We start from the raw sequence: 18,342 nt of genomic DNA, 5'->3' as shown, positions 1-18,342 counted from the left end.
TCCGGCACTTCAGGACAAGTGAATACTTGTTCCGAACAGTTCAGCGCCGCTGCACAGTCGCCGCGGTATCGTCGCCCCATGGTCGACATCCACCGCCTCCGGGTTCTGCGCTCGGTCATCGGCGAGCAGTCCATCGGCGGAGCCGCGGCCTCGCTCGGATTCACGCCGTCAGCGGTCAGCCAGCACATTGCCACCCTGCAGCGCGAGACCGGGTTGTCGCTGGTGGAGCGGGACGGTCGCGGCATCGTGCCCACCGAGGCCGGCACCATCCTGGCCCGCGAGTCCGACACCGTCTTCGAGCAGATCGCCCGTATCGACGGTCTGATCTCGGAGCTGCGCGACGGCCGACTCGGTCAGCTGCGCATCAACTACTTCGCCTCGGCGGGCGCCACCTGGATCCCGCCGATCGTCGCCACCATCTCGCGCGAGTTCCCCGGATTGCGACTGGATCTCCGCCTCATCGAGCTGATGGGCCCGTCGTCGGCGGCACCCGACATCGAGATCTATGTCGAGGACAGTCAACGCCCGTCCGCGGACGTGGCCGGGTTCGTCGGACGCCGGCTGACCACCGACCCGTATTCCGCTGTCGTACCCGTGGATTCAGCATGGGCGGCGCTGGAGTCGGTGACCCTGCGCGAGCTCTCCCAGGTGCCGTGGGTCGACAACGACGTGGCGCGGGGCCCCTGCCGGCAGGCAGTACTCGACGCATGTACGTCGGTCGGTTTCGTACCCGACTTCAGTGTCGAGACCCAGGACTACCCGACCGCGATACGGTTCGTCGCGGCCGGGGTCGGACTCACCGTCGTCCCCCGGCTCGCGCTCGTCGACCTGCCGCCCGGCGTCACGGCAGTTCCCATCGTCGACCCGACGCCCGCACGCGAGGTGCGGGTCCGGGTACGACAGAGCGGACTCGACCTGCCGCCCGTCCAACGGGTGCTCGAGATGCTCGACGCCGCGGTCGCGCAGGGTTTTTCGTGATCAGCCGAGCTTACGTAGGCGCGGTGCGAGGTCGCGTTCGAAGTTCTCCAGGAACCGCTGCTGGTCGTGGCCGGGGGCGTGGAAGACGAGGTGGTTGAGCCCGGCGTCGGTGTAGAACTTGACCTTCTCGACGGCCTCGTCGGGGTCGGAGGAGACGATCCACCGCTTGGCGACCTGTTCGATCGGGAGCTCGTCGGCCAGCCGCTCCATCTCGGTCGAGCTGTTGACGCTGTGTTTCTGCTCCGGGGTCAGCGACAGCGGGGCCCAGAACCGGGTGTTCTCCAGCGCCAGTTCGGGATCGGGATCGTAGGAGATCTTGATCTCGATCATCTTGTCGATGGTGTCGACATCGCGCTCGGCCTTTGCCGCACCCTCGGCGACCGCGGGTAGCAGCTTCTCGGTGTAGAGCTCGGGCCCCTTGCCCGAGGTACAGATGAAACCGTCCCCGGCACGGCCCGCGTAGCGTGCGACCACCGGCCCACCGGCGGCGACGTAGACCGGGATCGGTTGCTCGGGAATGTCATACATGTAGGCGCCCTGCGTGTGGTAGTACTCGCCGTCGAAGTTGACCTCTTCGCCGGTCCACAGTTCGCGCATGAGTTTGATCGACTCGCGCAGGCGCGCGAAGCGTTCCTTGAACTCCGGCCACTCTCCCTGGAAACCGGTCGCGTACTCGTTGAGCGCTTCGCCGGTGCCGACACCGAGCATGATGCGTCCGGGGTAGAGGCAGCCCATCGTGGCGAAGGCCTGCGCGATGACCGCGGGGTTGTAGCGGAAGGTCGGGGTCATGACCGAGGTGCCGATCTGCACGCGCTTGGTGCGCTCGCCGACCGCCGCCATCCAGGCCAGCGAGAACGGGGCGTGGCCGCCGTTGTGCCGCCAGGGCTGGAAGTGATCGCTCACCGCAACCGAATCCATCCCGTGCTCTTCGGCCGCGACCGCGATCTCCACCAGCTCGCGCGGATCGAACTGCTCCGCCGATGCCTTGAAACCGAGCTTGAGTTCTGCCATGTCCATCGCTCCTTTGCCACCGGCCCTCACCCGCCGGCGCGGGCCGGTCTGCGGAGTCGGCCCAATCGTCGTGTGACCTCGCATACCAACGTAGAGCATGCGGACAGACGCCGACGTCGGGAGCCGGACGGGACCTCAGCCGGCCGGTGGCGGGCCAGCACATCCGCACTCGGGATTCCTCCCGCAGCGAACAAGCTGGACCTCAAGTTGGGTTTAAGTTCTACCGTGGACGGCATGAGTATGCAGTCCGTGGCCTGGGACATGATGTACAAGTCCTCCACCCAGCCCAGCAGCAAGCGATTGCGGGGCGACCGCCGGGTGACACTTCGCCGTATCGGTGGGTTCGCCCGACCGCACCGACGCCGGATCGGATGGTTCCTCCTGCTGTCGGTCTTCACCGCGGTGCTGACCGTCGTGACCCCGCTGTTGGCGGGTCGCGTCGTCAACCTCATCACCGAGAGCGGGTCGGAGATGATGATCGTCGGACTCGCGGTCGCCATCGCGCTGATCGCCGTCGCCGAGGCCGCCGCGGGAATCGGGGTCCGGTGGCTGTCGGCGAACATCGGGGAGGGTCTCATTCTCGACCTACGGCGAGCTGTCTTCGACCACGTGCAGCGGATGCCGATCGCGTTCTTCACCCGCACCCGCACCGGGGCCCTGGTGAGCCGACTCAACAACGACGTCATCGGCGCCCAGCGGGCATTCAGCGACACCTTGTCCGGCGTCGTGTCCAACATCGTCACCCTCACCCTGACGCTGGGCGTCATGATCGCGATCAGCTGGCAGATCACGTTGCTGGCGCTGATCCTGCTGCCGGTCTTCGTGATACCGGCGCGACGGATGGGCCGGCGCATGGCCGCGCTCTCCCGCGAGGCCGCCGAGCACAACGCCCGCATGTCCACGCAGATGACCGAGCGCTTCTCCGCCCCCGGCGCCACGCTGGTGAAACTGTTCGGGCGCCCCGATCTCGAGTCGCGCGAGTTCGCCGACCGCGCCGACCGGGTCCGCGACATCGGCGTACGGCGGTCGATGTTGCAGGCGTACTTCATGACGACGCTGATGCTGGTGTCGGCGCTGGCCCTCGCCCTGGTCTACGGGCTCGGCGGATGGCTTGCGGTACAGGATCATCTGTCCGCGGGCGCGGTCGTCTCACTGGCCCTGTTGCTCACCCGGATGTACGCGCCGCTCACGGCCCTGGCGAACGCACGCGTCGAGATCATGAGCGCCCTGGTCAGTTTCGAGCGCGTCTTCGAGGTCCTGGACCTACAACCCCTCATCGCCGACGCACCCGACGCCATCCCGGTGCCCGGCACCGACAGCGGGCGGCCCGTGCCGGTGTCCGTCCGATTCGACGACGTGTCCTTCGCCTATCCGGCGGCGGACAAGGTGTCGCTGGCATCGCTGGAAGAGGTTGCCCAACTCGACAATCGGGCCGGCACGACGGTCCTGCACCATGTCGACCTCGATGTCCCGGCCGGCAGCATGGTTGCTCTCGTGGGCAGTTCCGGTGCCGGCAAGTCGACCATCGCGAGTCTCGCGACCCGCCTCTACGACGTCGACGAGGGCTCGATCCAGCTGGCCGGAGTCGACATTCGGAAACTGCAGACCGCATCGGTCCACCGAACCGTCGGTCTCGTCACCCAGGACGGCCACCTCTTCCACGACACCATCCGGGCGAATCTCATGCTCGCCCAGCCGAACACGTCCGATGACGAGATCTGGGACGCACTGCGACGGGCTCGGCTCGACGAGCTGGTCGGCTCGCTGCCCGACGGACTAGACACCGTCGTCGGCGAACGCGGTTACCGGCTGTCCGGCGGTGAGCGCCAACGCATGACGATCGCCCGCCTGCTGCTCGCACAACCGTCGGTGGTCATCCTCGACGAGGCGACCGCGCATCTCGACTCGACGTCGGAGGCGGCGGTCCAGGCGGCGCTCGGCGAGGCCCTCGAGGGACGGACCTCGATCGTCATCGCGCACCGGCTGTCGACGATCCGGGCCGCCGACGAGATCGTCGTGCTCGAAGCCGGGCGTGTCGTCGAACGCGGTGATCACCCGACGCTCCTGGCACGCAACGGACGCTATGCCGAGCTCTACCGAACGCAGTTCGCCGAGGACGACCCCGAGGACTCGGATTCGCTGACGGCGTGACCCTTCGTGACGCGGCCTCCGCAAGCTCCGCCCAACCATTGCTCCCTGAGGAGGCCGGAGCTTGCGGAGGCCGTCACGAAGGGTCCTGGTGAGATGCGTCGCCAAGCCCTTCGTGGCTCGTCGCTAGCGCTCCTCGCACCTCAGGGAGCAGAGGGAAGGCGTCGCTAGCGCTCCTCGCACCTCAGGGAGCATAGGGAGGGCGTCGCTTGCGCTCCTCGCACCTCAGGGAGCAATGGATATGTCGTTCTCTCGGATCAGGAAGCGGGGGTGAGTTCAGTCGTCGAGGTCGTCGAAGTTGTCGATCAGGCCGCGGCGCCGGGGGCGATCGTCGGTGTCCTTGACCCGTTCACCGAGGCGGCGGCGGAGCTGCATGGCGATCAGCACGACGTTCACGACGACCACGGCGATCCCGACGACCACCCAGAACCACCGGCCGTTCTGCCACCAGCCGACCGTCAGCCAGCCGATGCAGAAGATGAGGATGGTCGCGCCGACGATGGTCAGCGTCATCGAGAACGTCTGCGCGCTCCGCGAGAAGTCGGGGCCGGTGGTCACGATGATCTCCTGCAGTGGTGGACAGCTGATGGTCGCGGCCGCCGACATGGGCAGCGTGCCGTTGTGGAGCGCAGGTCAGGACTGGATCACCATGGCAACCGCGACGAGGACGGCCACCACCACTATCGCAGCGACCACAAGCATGACCTGCGTCGGCCCCGGCATCTCGCCACCGGAGGTCAGCGCTCGCGTGGTCCGTCGCCACCGCCAGGCCCCGAGAACCGCCAGCGAGGCACCGAGTCCGACCATCACGACGCCGAGCGTGATGTCGACCATCGGCGTCGTCTCGTCGGGAGCGAGGTAGACCACCGCGATACCGGCCGCCATGAAGCCGAGTGCGGTCCGGACCCAGGCGAGCAGCGTTCGTTCGGCGGCGAGGGTGAATCGGGCGTCCACTGCGCCTGGCGGTCTGGTCTCCAGCTCGTCGGCGTACGACTGCCCCGGGTTCACCGCATCCGGAGTCGCCGGGTTCGGGGCACTCACCCCGTCAGCCGGCCCGTTTGCCCGTTCGCTCGTCAGTGCTCTTGCCCTCTCGGATCGCTTCGGCGGCGAAGGCCGCGGTCACCTCGACCGCGTCCAGGGTCTCCGGGTGGCGGGCGCTCAACACCGGGAAGGCGTGCACCTGCCATGCGTAGAGGTGCGCCACGGCCGTGACGCCCGCAGCGTCGAGCGACTCGACGAGGTCGATGACGTCGGGCTCGAGCATCTCACCTTCGGCCGCGACCAGCACGGTCGGCGGGAACGAGGTGAGATCGGCGTCGGCGATGCGGCGCACGCCGGTCAGCTGGACGGGCCCCTGATCGAACTGGGGCGCCAACCGGGCCATCTTCGACTTGGGCAGATAGGCGTCGGATCGACTCGAACGGTCCGGGTGGACCCCCAGGTCCATGTCGAGGAGCGGCGAGAACCCGATCAGCGCCGTGGGTGTGGGCAGGCCGCGGGCTGCGGCGGCCTCGACCACCTTCGCGGCCAGGAAACCGCCGGCCGAGTCACCGGCGACGATCACCCGTCGGAAGCCACGCTCGTTGATCAGCTCCGCGTAGGCGTCGACCGCGTCCACGACGGACGTCCCGACACCGGCCTTCGGCAGCTGCCGGTACTCGAGTGCGAACACCGGCACCGCACACGCCCGCGCCATCCGCGCGGCGATCGATCGGTGGGTGCCGAGCCCGCAGACCACGAAGGCCCCGCCGTGCAGGTAGAGCATCGCGGTGTCGCCGTCCCGGCGGGACGGTCCGACCGGCATGATCAGCTCGGCGGGCCGCCCGGCGAGGACCAGCTGCTCACGGACCACGCCGCGGGGTTTGGGTCCAACGGCAAAGATGCGGTCGATGAGGAACAGCCCCGCCAGCCCCTGCTTGTTGACCGGCCACAGCGCCAGGGTCGGTTTCAGCAGCGCACGCGCACCGAACCAGATGGGGAACGACCGCAGGCTCGGCCGACGGTGATGAACGATGGGCATCAGATTCCTCCTGTGCCCGAACGTACACCCCGGGAGCGTCCGTTTCAGTCCGTTCGTCGGGGTCGCCGTTCATGGTGTCGAGGTCGTTCGGTCACCTTCGTCGGCTATATTCTCGGACTCGTGACCAGATCGCGGATGCGCCCGGCAGGTGCCGTTTAGGTGCCCATTCCACCTCAATTCCTCCTGTCTGCACAGGCAGACCCGCCGCGCACCCTCTGCGACGTGCTCACCGCCACCGCGCGTGCACACCCGGATGCCGCGGCCATCGACGACGGCGAGATGACCCTCACCTACGGCCAGTTGCTGGCCGTGGTCCGCCGCACGGTCGCACGTCTCGGCGAGGTCGGCGTCGGGCGGGGAAGCCGGGTCGGCATCCGGATGCCGTCGGGGTCGCGGGACCTGTACGTCGCGATCCTGGCGACCCTCTATGCCGGCGCCGCGTATGTGCCGGTCGACGCCGACGACCCGGACGAACGCGCCGAGCTCGTCTTCGGCGAGGCCGAGGTCGACGCCATCGTCGACGCCGACGGACCCCGTTCGACGAAACCGGCGTCGACGCCCGCGCAATCTCCTGCCCGCCCCACACCCGACGACGACGCGTGGATCATCTTCACCTCCGGTTCCACCGGCAAGCCGAAGGGCGTCGCGGTCACCCACCGCAACGCGGCGGCGTTCGTCGACGCCGAGGCGGCCATGTTCCTGCCGGACGCCCCGATCGGCCCGCACGACCGTGTCCTGGCCGGACTGTCGGTCGCGTTCGACGCCTCGTGCGAGGAGATGTGGCTGGCGTGGCGCAACGGCGCGTGCCTGGTGCCCGCACCGCGCTCGCTGGTCCGCAGCGGCATGGACCTCGGTCCGTGGTTGGTGGCGCGCGACATCACGATCGTGTCGACGGTTCCCACGCTGGCATCCCTGTGGCCGCCGGAGGCGCTGGAAGCCGTGCGGCTGTTGATCTTCGGCGGCGAGGCCTGCCCGCCCGAGCTCGCCGACCGGCTCGCCGTCACAGGTCGCGAGGTGTGGAACACCTACGGCCCCACCGAGGCGACGGTCGTGGCGTGCGCCGCCCCGCTGGGCGGCGACGGCCCGGTCCGTATCGGATTGCCGCTGCGCGGTTGGGATCTCGCGGTCGTCGATGCCCAGGGCCAACCGGTGGCCGAAGGCGAGGTCGGCGAACTGGTTATCGGCGGCGTCGGCCTGGCGCGCTACCTCGATCCCGCGAAGGACGCGGAGAAGTACGCACCGATGCCCACGCTCGGCTGGGAACGCGCCTATCGCAGTGGCGATCTCGTGCGCCTGGACACCGCCGGCCTGTTGTTCATGGGCCGCGCCGACGACCAGGTGAAGGTCGGCGGACGGCGCATCGAACTCGGCGAGATCGACAACGCTCTGCAGAACCTGCCCGGCGTGAGCGGAGCCGCAGCCGCGGTCCGCAAGTCCGCGGCCGGCAACAGTCTGCTCGTCGGCTATCTCGTGTCGGCCGATCCCGGCTTCGACGTCGCCGAGGCGCACGCCGAGCTGCGGCGACAGCTGCCCGCCGCGATGGTCCCCACCCTCGCCCTCGTCGACGAATTGCCTACGCGCACTTCGGGAAAGGTTGATCGTGATGCGCTGCCCTGGCCCCTGCCGGGCAGCGACAGACCAGTGGATGACGACGTTGAACTCAGCGAGACCGAACTGTGGCTGGCGCAGCTGTGGACCGACGTCCTCGGCATGACCGTCTCCAGCCCGGACGTCGACTTCTTTGCCGAGGGCGGTGGATCACTGGCCGCGGCCCAGCTCGTCACCGCGGTGCGGGAACGCTACCCCGACATCTCGGTGGCCGATCTCTACGACCGTCCGCGCCTCGGGTCCATGGCCGAGATGCTCGACGCCCGCCGCCCGACGACGAGCATCGATGAACGCCTCGTCGAACCGACCCCACGCTCGGCCGGGCTGGCGCAGCTCCTGCTGACCATCCCGCTGACGACGCTCACCGGATTGCAGTGGGCCACATGGCTCGGTGTGGCGAACAACGTGGCGCTGCTCGTCGCCGACCGGATGGATCGCACGGTCGAGTGGCTGGTCGAGATCAACTGGTGGGTCCTGCTCGCGGCGTTCCTGATCTTCATCACCCCGCCCGGTCGCATGTGCATCGCGGCGCTCGGTGCGCGGGTGCTCCTCGCCGGGGTCGCTCCGGGCGTTCATCCGCGGGGCGGGAGCGTCCACGTCCGGCTTTGGGTGGCCGAGCGACTCCTCGACGCCAGCGGTGCCGCCAACCTGTCCGGTGCGCCGTGGATGATCTACCTCGCGCGGGCTCTCGGTGCGTCGATCGGGCGCGGCGTCGACCTGCACACCATCCCGCCGGTGACCGGACTGCTCACGGTCGGGGACGGCGCGTCCGTCGAACCCGAGGTCGACATCTCCGGATGGTGGATCGACGGCGACGACGTCCACATCGGCGAGATCGCCATCAAACGCGGCGCGTCGATCGGTGCCCGGTCGACGCTCACCCCTGGTGCGGTCGTCGGACGTGACGCGGTCGTCGCCCCGGGTTCGGCGGTGTTCGGCCGGGTCAAGGCCCGGCAGCACTGGGCCGGGTCGCCCGCGGTGAAGATCGGCAAGGCCGAGCATCCCTGGCCCGACCACCGGCCCCCGCGGGCGACGTGGTGGGTACCGATCTACGGACTGTCGTCGTTGGGGCTCGCCGCCATCCCCCTGCTCTCGCTCGCCTCCGGCCTGGCCGTCATCGGCGCCTGGGCGCTGACCGCGGACCGGTTGCGCGACGTCGGGATCCGGGCGCTGATCCTGTTACCCGTGGCCACCGTCACGAGCCTGTTCGTGTTCGCGGCGATCACCGCGGTCCTGGTCCGGCTCGCCTCGATCGGGCTCCACACCGGGTATCACCCGGTCCGGTCCCGCGTCGGCTGGCAGGTCTGGATCACCGAACGCCTTCTCGACGCGGCCCGCACCTATCTGTTCCCGCTGTATGCCAGCCTGCTGACCCCGACGTGGTTCCGCATCCTCGGCGCGAAGGTCGGTGAGGGAACCGAGATCTCGACCGCGCTCGTGCTCCCCAAGTTCACCACGATCGGCGACGGCGCCTTCCTCGCCGACGACACGATGGTCGCGTCGTACGAACTCGGTGGCGGCTGGCTGCACATCGACGAGGCGAAGATCGGCAAGCGCTCCTTCCTCGGCAACTCCGGCATGACCGGCCCCGGGCGCAAGGTCCCCAAGAACGGTCTGGTGGCCGTGCTGTCGGCGACGCCCGACCGGGCCAAGTCGGGCTCGAGTTGGCTGGGCAGCCCACCGGTCCGCCTGCGCCGCACCGCCGCCGAGATCGACACCTCACGCACCTTCGACCCGCCGGCGACGCTCAAGGTCGCCCGAGCACTCATCGAGACACTGCGCCTGGTGCCCGTCATGGTGTCGTTCGGACTCGGCGTCGGACTGCTGCTCGCGCTGCAGTATGTGGCCGTCCATGAGCACTACGGGGTCGCGGCAGCGGTGAGCGGTCTGCTCCTGCTGGTCGTCGGCGCGATCGCCTGCGTCACCGCAGCGGCGGCGAAATGGCTGGTCGTCGGCCGCATCACGGTGAGCGAACATCCGCTGTGGAGTTCGTTCGTGTGGCGGAACGAGCTGTCCGACGCCTTCGTCGAGACAGTGGCGGCTCCGTGGTTCGCCAACGCCGCGACCGGCACGCCGATCCTCAACCTGTGGCTGCGGATGCTCGGCGCCAAGATCGGCCGCGGCGTCTGGTGCGAGACCTACTGGCTGCCCGAGGCCGACCTCGTCACCCTCGGCGACGGCGCGACCGTGCAGCGCGGCTGCGTCGTGCAGACCCACCTGTTCCACGATCGGGTCATGGCCATCGACCGCGTCACGCTCGGGGCCGGCGCGACCCTCGGCCCGCACTGCGTCGCCCTACCGGCGTCCGGACTCGGCGACTCGGCGACCGTCGGACCGGCATCGCTGGTCATGCGCGGCGATGTGGTCCCGGCCCACACCCGCTGGCAGGGGAACCCCATCGCTCCCTGGCCGCGCTGATCTCCAGCTGGTCGAGCAGCGTCGACCGAGCGCAGCGAGGGGTTTCGACAAGCTCAACCGGCAGGAGGGGTCGAGGCCACCTGTCAGACTGCGGGCTCCCCGGTGGCCGGCTGCTCGACCTTCTTGGGCAGCGTGAGCAGCGTGGCGATCGACAGCGCGACGAGCATGATGCCGCCGACCCAGGCCAGCACCTCGAGCGAGAACGCGGGCAACACCATCATCACGATGCCCGCGATGATCGCGATGATGCCGGAGAGGATCAGGAACCAGGTGGGTGCGTGCCCGGACTTGGTGATCGCGGCGTACAGGTCGGCGACTCCCTGGAAGATCCAGCCGATGCCGATGAACACGGCCAGCAGCCACACGGCATCGCCGGGACTGAACAGCGCGATCACGCCGGCCAGCAGCACGATCGCGCCGACGATGCCGAGCATCACCCGGACCCCGGTGCTCAGGAACGACGCCGCGAACGCCTGATAGATGCGGAAGATGCCGGCGATGATCAGCGAGATCGCGAACAGGATGGCGAGGACGACGATGGTCGGCCCCGGCCACAGGATCGCGACGACCCCGATCACGATGCCGACGATCGACGTGATGATGAGTGCCGTGCGGACAGCACCGACCAGTTCGTCGGGGAAGTGCTTGGTGTACACCGTGGCGAAAGTCATGGTGGGAGGTTATCCGGCACAGCAGGATCCGGCGCGCTATTCGCTCAGGAGCGGCACAAACCCGACCGCATCGCCGACGCAGATGAACAGCGGGGTAACAAGTAACGATGACCAACATCGCGTTCTTCGAGCCGATCTCCGACACCGGCCGGCCCGACGCCGGTCTCCGATACCGGCCGACACCCTTCGCCGCCAGCCTGTGGGCGCCCGGCACCCTGAACGGTCCGGCGGTGTGCGGCCTCGCCGCGCGGGCGGTCGAGACCGAGTTCGGTGATGATGACTTCGTTCCCGCCCGGTGCACCATCGACCTCTTCAAGGCCGCGCGCGACATCGTCACCTCGACACGGGTCCGAATCGTCCGGTCGGGCGGACGAATCCGGGTCGTCGACGTCGACGTGGTCCAACACCCCGAAGGCGCAGATGAGGTGCTCGTCGCGCGCGGCACGACGGTGTTCCTGCGCACCTCGACCAACCCGCCCGGGCAGCGGTGGCATCGCCCCGCGGACGCGGTCACCTTCCACCCACCCGAGACCGCCTCCGACGACGACCTGTCCCCCCGGTTCGCCTCCGATGCCGCAGACGACACCGTCGGCGAATGGGAGCGCGACATGGGCAATCACCAGAACGGGCACCGCAAACGGATGTGGTCGCGGGCCGCACCCATCGTGGCGGGCGAGAAGCTCACCCCGTTCCAGCGGGCGGTCGTCAGCGCCGAATCCGCGAGCCTGGTGTCGAACTGGGGCACCACCGGCATCGGATTCATCAACTGCGATCTGACCGTCGCCCTGAGCCGTCTGCCGTCGGGTGAGCGGGTCGGGGTCGAGGCCGATGTCCACATCGAGGACGACGGCGTCTCGGTCAGCAACGCCGGACTCTACGATGCCGACGGCATGTTCGGGACCGCGCTCGTGACCGCGGTGAACAATGCCGCCGCGCAGATCGACTTCACCACCGTGGACACCTCGGAGCGCTATCGCGAAGCCTGAGTTCGCCACGACTGTTCGCGGTGGTCGGGCACCGTAGCGGACCTCACACATATCTCTCAGGTCTTGATAAGGTCACGGCCATGACACGGCGCCTCGCACGGCTCTTCCTGGGTCTTGTCGTCACCTTGCTCGCTCTGGCCCTGACTACGACCCTGGCCGCCTCACCCGCCCACGCCGCCCGCTACGCCAACGGTCCGGCGACCATCGTCAACCGATTGACGGGGCCGTTCGCGATGAACGACACCATCGGACGGTTCAACATCGTGGGTACCGATCTCGGTGTCATGTGGGACAACGGCCGAGGTGAGATCCTCACGGCGTTCGGTGACACCCAGTCGTTCAACGGGTGGTCCCTCCTGTACGGCGAGCTCTACTACTGGCGGTCCAACGTCCTGCTGCGCAGCACGGACCGCCACCTGGCCGACGGCATGACGTTCACCTCGCACGCCGGCCGGCCGGGTCATGCCAAGCGCCTGCTCAAGCCGAACGTCCGCCGCGAGATCACGATCATCCCGACCGCCGGCGTGGCCGCCAACGGCAAGCAGTACATGACCGTGATGTCGGTCAAACGGTGGGATTCGCCCGGCATCTGGACCACCAACTGGGCGGGCCTAGTCTCCTCCACCGACAACGGCGAGAACTGGCGCTCGGTCGGTGCGTTCCGCCCCAATGGCGGCGGCAACAAGAAATTCCAGATGGGCGCCTTCCTGAAGGTCGGCAAGACCGTCTACTACTACGGCACACCCGACGGCCGTTGGGGCGGTGTCTACCTCGCGCGCGTCGACGAGAAGGACATCGAGAATCTCGGCAAGTGGCAGTACTTCTCGTACGGCCGTTGGGTTTCGAACAACCCCGACGCCGCCACCCCGGTGATGGGCGCCCCGACGGGCGAGATGTCGGTCCAGTGGAACGACTATCTGGGCAAGTACATCTCGTTGGCGAGCCAGGACGTCGGCGTGACGCTGCGCACCGCCGACAAACCCTGGGGCCCATGGACTTCCGGTGAGATCGTCGCACCCTCGGTGGACCCGTACACGGGTTACGCGCCGTACATCCACCCGTGGTCGAAGGGCAGCACCCTCTACTTCACCTACTCGGTCTCCATCGGCTATCAGGTGTACCTCATGCGTCTGCCGCTGCGGCGCGGCTGATCTCGACCACTGCCTCGGGGCGGTTGCCCCGAGGCTGCCGATGATCAACTGGCGGCGATGGTGAGCACGACCAGCGGGATGGGGCGGTCGACCTTGGACTGGAAGTCCGCCAGCAGTGGGTTGTTGGCCAGCACCCAGGCTGCGAACTCGTCGTAGTCCTCGCCTTCGAGCACCTTGCCGGTCCCCTGATGCGTATTGTTTCGGAACTCGATCATGACCTGTGGATTCGCCCTGATGTTGTACCACCATGCCGGGTACTTGACGTCGATGAACGAGCTCACGTACATGATGTCGTCGCGGTGACAGGGCCCCAGTGGAACCGTGTGCGCCTTCCCGCTCTTGGCCCCGGTGGTGGTGAGCAGGATGAGGTCCGCGCCCGCGTAAGCGCCGCCCACCTTGCCCGCGCTCTCCCGAAACTCCTTGATCACATCATCGTTCCAGTTGGCGATGCCACCCTCTTGATCCCACGCCTGGTTCCACGGCGCGTTCGGATCGTCGTAGTCGGTGATGATGGCCTGATCGGGTTGTCCTGCTGTCGATTCGGTTTCACTCATGATCCGAGTGTGTCGTCGAGTTAGGACAGTTACGGTCCTAACTCAGATCGCTACGAAAACTCGTTCTGCCGCCTGTCGGTAGGTGACCCGCCGACACGTCGGGGCGGTTGACGTCCGTTTCCGGACCCAACCGCCCCGGCGCCTTCTGTTGGTGCTCAGCTCTGGCCGAGCATCCCCTTCATCTGGTCGATCTCGGCCTGCTGGGTCCGCTTGACCTCTAGGGCAAGGGTTTTCGTCGCGGGGTCGACGCCGTCGGCGAGTACCGCATCGGCCATCGCGATGGCGCCCTCGTGGTGCCGGATCATGCCCTCGAGCCAGAGCCGGTCGAACTCGGGACCGCGTGCGTCCCGCAAGGCGGTCATCTGGTCTGGGCTGAGCATGCCCGGCATCGCGGAGTGACCACCGTGGCCCATGTTCTCGTGGCCGTCGTCGAGGCCGTCGGTACTGACTCCCCAACTCTCCAGACGGTTCTCCATCTGCTCGATCTCGGCGTCCTGGGCCTTCTCGATCGTCGACGCGAGGGCGATCAGCTCCGCATTGTCCGTCCGGCCCTCGACGAGTTCGGCCATCTCCACGGCCTGGTCATGGTGTCCGATCATCGTCGAGGTGAACTCGACGTCGGCCTCGTTGTGAGTGGCCGACGCCGGAGCTTGCGTCGCCACCGATGCCGAGGTGTTGGCGGAGGTGGCGTCGCTCGCCGTTTCGTCGGGTGAGCAACCGGCGACCGCGATGAGTGCCGCCGCGGCCAGGCCGATCCCTGCCGCCGTCCGGATACGGCGCCGAGATGTGTTGTGTACGTACATGAGTGCATTCCTTGCTGCTGTCGGAGTTCCCGGCGGGCGCGACGCCGGCCGAGAGGGAGGAGAGATGACGACACGACGGACCGAGCGGTCCGCGGAGGTCAACTCAGCAGCGGATCACCTGTAGTTGCAGATGGGAGTACATGGCCCACGGCGGCGGACGACCCAGGATCGTCGTCCGACGGCGAGCGGTGTCGACGATCCGCGGAAACGCCGCAAGCGACCAGAGCAGGAGAACGAGAACCACGGCCGGAAGATCGACGCCCGCCGCACGGATGAACACGCAGTCGTGCGAGTGCTCACCGCAGTCGTCGGTTCCGGTCATCTTCGGGGCTGACGTCATCGTCGACGATGCCGTGAGCGCCGAATGCTCCGCATGGTGGGACATCCCGCTCTCGCCGTGTAATTCCGGCCCGCTCGCTCCGCTCCCGGCGCCGCCACCGGAAGGCCCGCCATGACCCGACACCACCGTGTGCATGAGCATCACGGCGAGAGCGAGCACGAGAACGAGTGCGCGGCGCCGTACGACGGCGCCACGACCGGTTCTGCGGCGGCGGCTCACGGTGCCAGGTTACGAGGTCAGGATGCCGTCGTCGACGCCCTGGCGTCATCGGGACGCCGATCGTCTCCCGACTCCGACGCTGCATCCTCGGCGGCTCGGCGTCGTTGTCGTGGGATCAAGATCTTGCGATCGATGATCTGGTAGGTCGCGACCACCGCGGCGGCCAGCAGCCACCCGAGCACGATGTCGAAGATGTAGTGCTCGGCGGTGTACACCAGGGCGAACGCCATCGCGAGGGCGTAGCCCATGAACAGTGTCTTGCCGAGCGCCTTCACCCGCGGCCACATGAAGAGCGCGAGGAGCATCGTCAGACCCGCGTGCAGCGACGGGATCGCGGCCACCAGGTTGGACTTGCCCTGCCCGACCTCGACGAGGTTCGACGCCGCATGGATGTTGAGGTACCCCCAGCCGCGAGCCGAGATCCGTTCGACGTAGGGGTTGGCGTCCGGATACTCGTTGTCCAGCGTCCCGAGCAGACCGCCGGGCTCCTCGGCCTCGGGCGAGTACATGCAGATCGGGTCACGCGGGAAGTCCTGGACCTCGGCCGCGGTGCATCGCGCGGCGGCCCACGGCGGGGCGCCCGGGACGAGGGTGTAACCGACCAGGGCGAGGAAGGTCGTCGCCACGAAACACGCCGCGTAGCGTCGCCAGGCGGCGCGGTCCTTCAGCCACAACACGGCCGCGACCGCGTACGGGATGATGAAGTACGACATGTAGACGATGCTGACGATGACCTCCCACCAGGGCGGACTCGCCTGCTTGAGGTGCTCCTGCAGCCATGCCGTGGGATTGACCCCGCCGGTCAGCCAAGCATCGAAATCGATCGCCAGATGCCAGTGGGTGGGCATGTCGACGATGCGCGCGACGTCCCGGGTCCAGTCGTAGAGGATCAGGATCAGCGCGAACGGCGCCCAGTCGATGAGGATCGTGATGAACTTGCGCCGGCCGATACAGGCAGCCGCGAGTCCCAGACACATCAGGATGATCAGGCGCGTGCGGTCGAAGGCCAGACCGTAGAGGGCGACGTGCACCGCCATCAGCACGATCCAGGCGCCGATCGCGATGCGCCGGACCATCGTCAGATCGCGACGGCTCTCGGGATCGGCTTCCATCTCGGCGGCGGCGGCCAGGTCGTCGAGGATCGGTTCCACACCCGCGCGCCCGGTGTCGTCGCGGTCGGTGTCCTCACGACCGGTGACCACCACGGAGTCCTTGGTGTCGGAGGTGGTCGTCTCGGCGCTCTCGCGCTCGTCGCGCTTGGAGGGTCTGCCCGGCTGCGGGACGCCCACCGTCTCGTCGACACTCACCCGACACAACCCCGCCCGTCACACCCCGCAGGGCAACCACCCACTTAAACTGCCGTCAGTGTAATGGCCATCTGTTGTTCGCGAGCCAAGCCGACGGCCAGGCATGTCGGATTTGAGCATTTCCGGCGCCGCGACCCAGGGCGAGGGGTCTCCGCCAGCGGTTTTCGCCGGACACCTCGCCGATCAGGGTGTTGTGGATCACACTGGAGGGCGTCGATCCCCTGAAGGAGGTCTCGGTGCCCAATCGCTACCTGCGCTACGGCGACCAGCGCTACATCATCAACAAGGAGGCGGAGGCCCGTCTCAACCGCACCCTCGACGCGGTGTACGCCGACGGAACCCGCGGTCACGAGTGGCTGAACCTCTATCACGACAGCGCGGCACCGTGTCGACTCCTCATCGCACCCGGAGTCCCGATCACCATCGAGACCGAGCCCTGTCTGGGCGACTGATCTCCCGTCGCCGCGGAGAGCCGGTTGGACGAAGCAGGTGACCGCCCCGGCGTGTCCCCGTGATCCATGACGACGGGCGCGTCCGCGTGTCAGGGCGGGCCACTATCGTTGTCGCATGCGCATCGGAGCCCATCTTCGCGAGGACGCCGACCCCTTGGCCACTGCCGCCGAGCTCGGGATCGATGTCTTCCAGATGTTCGTCACGGACCCTCAGAGCTGGAAGAAGCCGCAGCCGAACCCGCGCGCGGCGGAGTTCCGTGAGTCCGACATCGACGTCGTCGTGCACTCGAGCTACCAGATCAACGTCGCCAGTCTGAACAACCGGCTGCGGATGCCGTCGCGCAAGGCCGTCGAGCAGCAGGCCGCGGCCGCCGCCGAACTCGGCGCCTTCGGGCTCGTCGTCCACGGCGGGCATCTGCGCGACGGGGAGGACAGCGCCGAGGGATTCGCCAACTGGCGCAAGCTGTTCGACCGCCAGGCCGACAAGGGCGGCTTCGGCGTCCCGATCCTCATCGAGAACACCGCGGGCGGCGACCACGCGATGGCACGCACGCTCGAGTCCATCGACCGTCTGTGGGAGGCGGTCGGCGACTTCGACCAGGCCGGCTTCTGCCTCGACACCTGCCACGCCTGGGCCGGCGGCGAGGATCTCGTCGGACTCGTCGAGCGCGTCCGTCAGATCACCGGCCGGATCGATCTCGTGCACCTCAACAACTCTCGCGACGAGTTCGACTCGGGCCGCGACCGACACGCCAACCTCGCGTCGGGCCACATCGACCCCGAGGTGCTCGTCGCCGTCGCCGAAGCGGCGGGCGCACCGGTCATCCTGGAGACACCCGGCGACGGCATCCCCGACGATCTCGAGTACCTGCGCTCGGCGCTATAAGACGTCGATCACGACAGATTCCAGGCGGGCGCCGGCGGAGTCACCGGGTATGCGGCGACGTTCATGACGACCGTCCCGTCGCAGGGCCCGCCGTCGATCGTGGTCCGCCACACGCCCTTCAGCGTGCCGTCGCCCTGCGGGGTGTAGGTCGCGATCGACGTCGCCGGGCGCCACACCTTCGGCACACCCGCGCCCTGCCAGCAGTCCCATTCCCAGTCATAGCGATGCACCCAGGATCCTGCCTCCCAGGTGTAACGCGGCGGCTGCGGCAGCGTCGGATTCGCGGGTTTCGGCCCGTCGATCACCGTCGCCACGCACGTACCGCCGTCGCACGATGTCCTGAAGGTGTAGTCGTCGGAGAAGTCCGGCTCCGCCTGCCGGGCCGCCAGGCTCGTTCCCGTCTTCGAGGCGGCGAACCGCTTCAACGAATACACGCCGTCCCACGAGGGCGTCGCCGCGGCGTCTGCCGGCGCGACAGCCAGAAGTCCGGCGGCCAGGGCGACGATCGAGATCACGACGCTCACGAAACCTGTCGCGCCGAGACGTGCGGGTCCGATCACCAGTCTGCGCATTCGTTCATTGGAACGTACTCGCGGTTCCTGCGCCGGCGTTGCGGATTTCTCGGCGCTCCGGGTGCACCAACCGGCGCAGATCACACATCTTCCGATTGATCCGGCGGGGATATGGGGCTACTCTTGGGTTACCGACGAGTAACATAGCTCGGACCGAACAGCCCCTCATCCGGCCGGTACGCGCACAACCGTGAGCGATCGGACCGGGTCGAGGACGC

17 protein-coding genes are annotated in these 18,342 nt (G+C 68.0%); 7 read left to right on the top strand and 10 right to left on the bottom strand.

Features of this window, described 5'->3' with window-relative positions; all coding sequences use genetic code 11:
* The first annotated feature begins 78 nt into the window (after positions 1 to 78).
* On the top strand, positions 79 to 978 hold the full coding sequence (locus tag Q9R39_RS11170) for a LysR family transcriptional regulator (protein ID WP_311277502.1): 900 nt from the start codon (positions 79 to 81) through the stop codon (positions 976 to 978).
* Here Q9R39_RS11170 and fgd read toward each other — a convergent pair whose 3' ends face one another.
* On the bottom strand, positions 979 to 1,989 hold the full coding sequence (fgd, locus tag Q9R39_RS11165; RefSeq protein WP_065630452.1) for a glucose-6-phosphate dehydrogenase (coenzyme-F420): 1,011 nt from the start codon (positions 1,987 to 1,989) through the stop codon (positions 979 to 981).
* 234 nt (positions 1,990 to 2,223) lie between these two features.
* Between fgd and Q9R39_RS11160 the strand changes: the two genes are divergently transcribed.
* Entirely contained in the window at positions 2,224 to 4,140 is a 1,917-nt protein-coding gene (locus Q9R39_RS11160) for an ABC transporter ATP-binding protein (protein ID WP_311277501.1), read from the top strand.
* Positions 4,141 to 4,413: 273 nt separating this feature from the next.
* Here the strand turns inward: Q9R39_RS11160 and Q9R39_RS11155 are convergent, their stop codons facing one another.
* From Q9R39_RS11155 to Q9R39_RS11145, 3 genes are all read right to left on the bottom strand, one after another.
* Positions 4,414 to 4,695 (bottom strand): hypothetical protein, encoded by a 282-nt coding sequence (locus Q9R39_RS11155; RefSeq protein ID WP_311277500.1) that lies wholly within the window; start codon positions 4,693 to 4,695, stop codon positions 4,414 to 4,416.
* Between the two features lie 75 nt (positions 4,696 to 4,770).
* On the bottom strand, positions 4,771 to 5,178 hold the full coding sequence (locus Q9R39_RS11150; RefSeq protein ID WP_068972081.1) for a YidH family protein: 408 nt from the start codon (positions 5,176 to 5,178) through the stop codon (positions 4,771 to 4,773).
* Positions 5,179 to 5,182: 4 nt separating this feature from the next.
* Positions 5,183 to 6,157, bottom strand: a complete 975-nt coding sequence (locus Q9R39_RS11145; RefSeq protein ID WP_288814981.1) for an alpha/beta hydrolase — start codon at positions 6,155 to 6,157, stop codon at positions 5,183 to 5,185.
* 159 nt (positions 6,158 to 6,316) lie between these two features.
* Between Q9R39_RS11145 and Q9R39_RS11140 the strand changes: the two genes are divergently transcribed.
* Entirely contained in the window at positions 6,317 to 10,183 is a 3,867-nt protein-coding gene (locus Q9R39_RS11140; protein ID WP_311277499.1) for a Pls/PosA family non-ribosomal peptide synthetase, read from the top strand.
* A gap of 83 nt (positions 10,184 to 10,266) precedes the next feature.
* Here Q9R39_RS11140 and Q9R39_RS11135 read toward each other — a convergent pair whose 3' ends face one another.
* A complete protein-coding gene (locus Q9R39_RS11135; protein WP_165629465.1) occupies positions 10,267 to 10,854 on the bottom strand; it encodes an HdeD family acid-resistance protein in 588 nt (195 codons plus the stop codon).
* 107 nt (positions 10,855 to 10,961) lie between these two features.
* On the opposite strand from Q9R39_RS11135, the gene Q9R39_RS11130 reads away from it, so the two are divergent.
* Both Q9R39_RS11130 and Q9R39_RS11125 read left to right on the top strand, forming a co-directional pair.
* Positions 10,962 to 11,840: a thioesterase family protein gene (locus Q9R39_RS11130; RefSeq protein ID WP_259937397.1), complete on the top strand. Its 879-nt coding sequence runs from the start codon at positions 10,962 to 10,964 to the stop codon at positions 11,838 to 11,840.
* A gap of 80 nt (positions 11,841 to 11,920) precedes the next feature.
* Entirely contained in the window at positions 11,921 to 12,991 is a 1,071-nt protein-coding gene (locus tag Q9R39_RS11125; protein ID WP_311277498.1) for a DUF4185 domain-containing protein, read from the top strand.
* 44 nt (positions 12,992 to 13,035) lie between these two features.
* Here the strand turns inward: Q9R39_RS11125 and Q9R39_RS11120 are convergent, their stop codons facing one another.
* From Q9R39_RS11120 to Q9R39_RS11105, 4 genes are all read right to left on the bottom strand, one after another.
* The gene (locus Q9R39_RS11120) at positions 13,036 to 13,545 is read right to left on the bottom strand and encodes a nitroreductase/quinone reductase family protein (protein ID WP_311277497.1); all 510 of its coding nucleotides are present in this window, start codon (positions 13,543 to 13,545) and stop codon (positions 13,036 to 13,038) included.
* A 155-nt stretch (positions 13,546 to 13,700) separates the two neighbouring features.
* Positions 13,701 to 14,348 carry a DUF305 domain-containing protein gene (locus tag Q9R39_RS11115; protein WP_311277496.1) on the bottom strand — a complete coding sequence of 216 codons (648 nt, stop codon included), beginning with the start codon at positions 14,346 to 14,348 and terminating at the stop codon, positions 13,701 to 13,703.
* Positions 14,349 to 14,451: 103 nt separating this feature from the next.
* Positions 14,452 to 14,907, bottom strand: coding sequence for a hypothetical protein (locus tag Q9R39_RS11110; RefSeq protein WP_058252209.1), 456 nt, complete (start codon positions 14,905 to 14,907; stop codon positions 14,452 to 14,454).
* Between the two features lie 17 nt (positions 14,908 to 14,924).
* Positions 14,925 to 16,214: a phosphatase PAP2 family protein gene (locus tag Q9R39_RS11105; protein WP_396275657.1), complete on the bottom strand. Its 1,290-nt coding sequence runs from the start codon at positions 16,212 to 16,214 to the stop codon at positions 14,925 to 14,927.
* A gap of 236 nt (positions 16,215 to 16,450) precedes the next feature.
* Here Q9R39_RS11105 and Q9R39_RS11100 point away from each other — a divergent pair, with 236 nt between their 5' ends.
* The gene (locus Q9R39_RS11100) at positions 16,451 to 16,666 is read left to right on the top strand and encodes a hypothetical protein (RefSeq protein WP_058252309.1); all 216 of its coding nucleotides are present in this window, start codon (positions 16,451 to 16,453) and stop codon (positions 16,664 to 16,666) included.
* 115 nt (positions 16,667 to 16,781) lie between these two features.
* Positions 16,782 to 17,552, top strand: coding sequence for a deoxyribonuclease IV (locus tag Q9R39_RS11095; RefSeq protein ID WP_068971224.1), 771 nt, complete (start codon positions 16,782 to 16,784; stop codon positions 17,550 to 17,552).
* An 8-nt stretch (positions 17,553 to 17,560) separates the two neighbouring features.
* Here Q9R39_RS11095 and Q9R39_RS11090 read toward each other — a convergent pair whose 3' ends face one another.
* A complete protein-coding gene (locus Q9R39_RS11090; protein WP_311277495.1) occupies positions 17,561 to 18,124 on the bottom strand; it encodes a hypothetical protein in 564 nt (187 codons plus the stop codon).
* Positions 18,125 to 18,342 lie beyond the last annotated feature (218 nt).

It is taken from the genome of Gordonia sp. AC31, assembly GCF_031844505.1.
Classification (GTDB): domain Bacteria; phylum Actinomycetota; class Actinomycetes; order Mycobacteriales; family Mycobacteriaceae; genus Gordonia; species Gordonia hongkongensis.
This window is presented reverse-complemented; position numbering and strand designations above follow the sequence as displayed.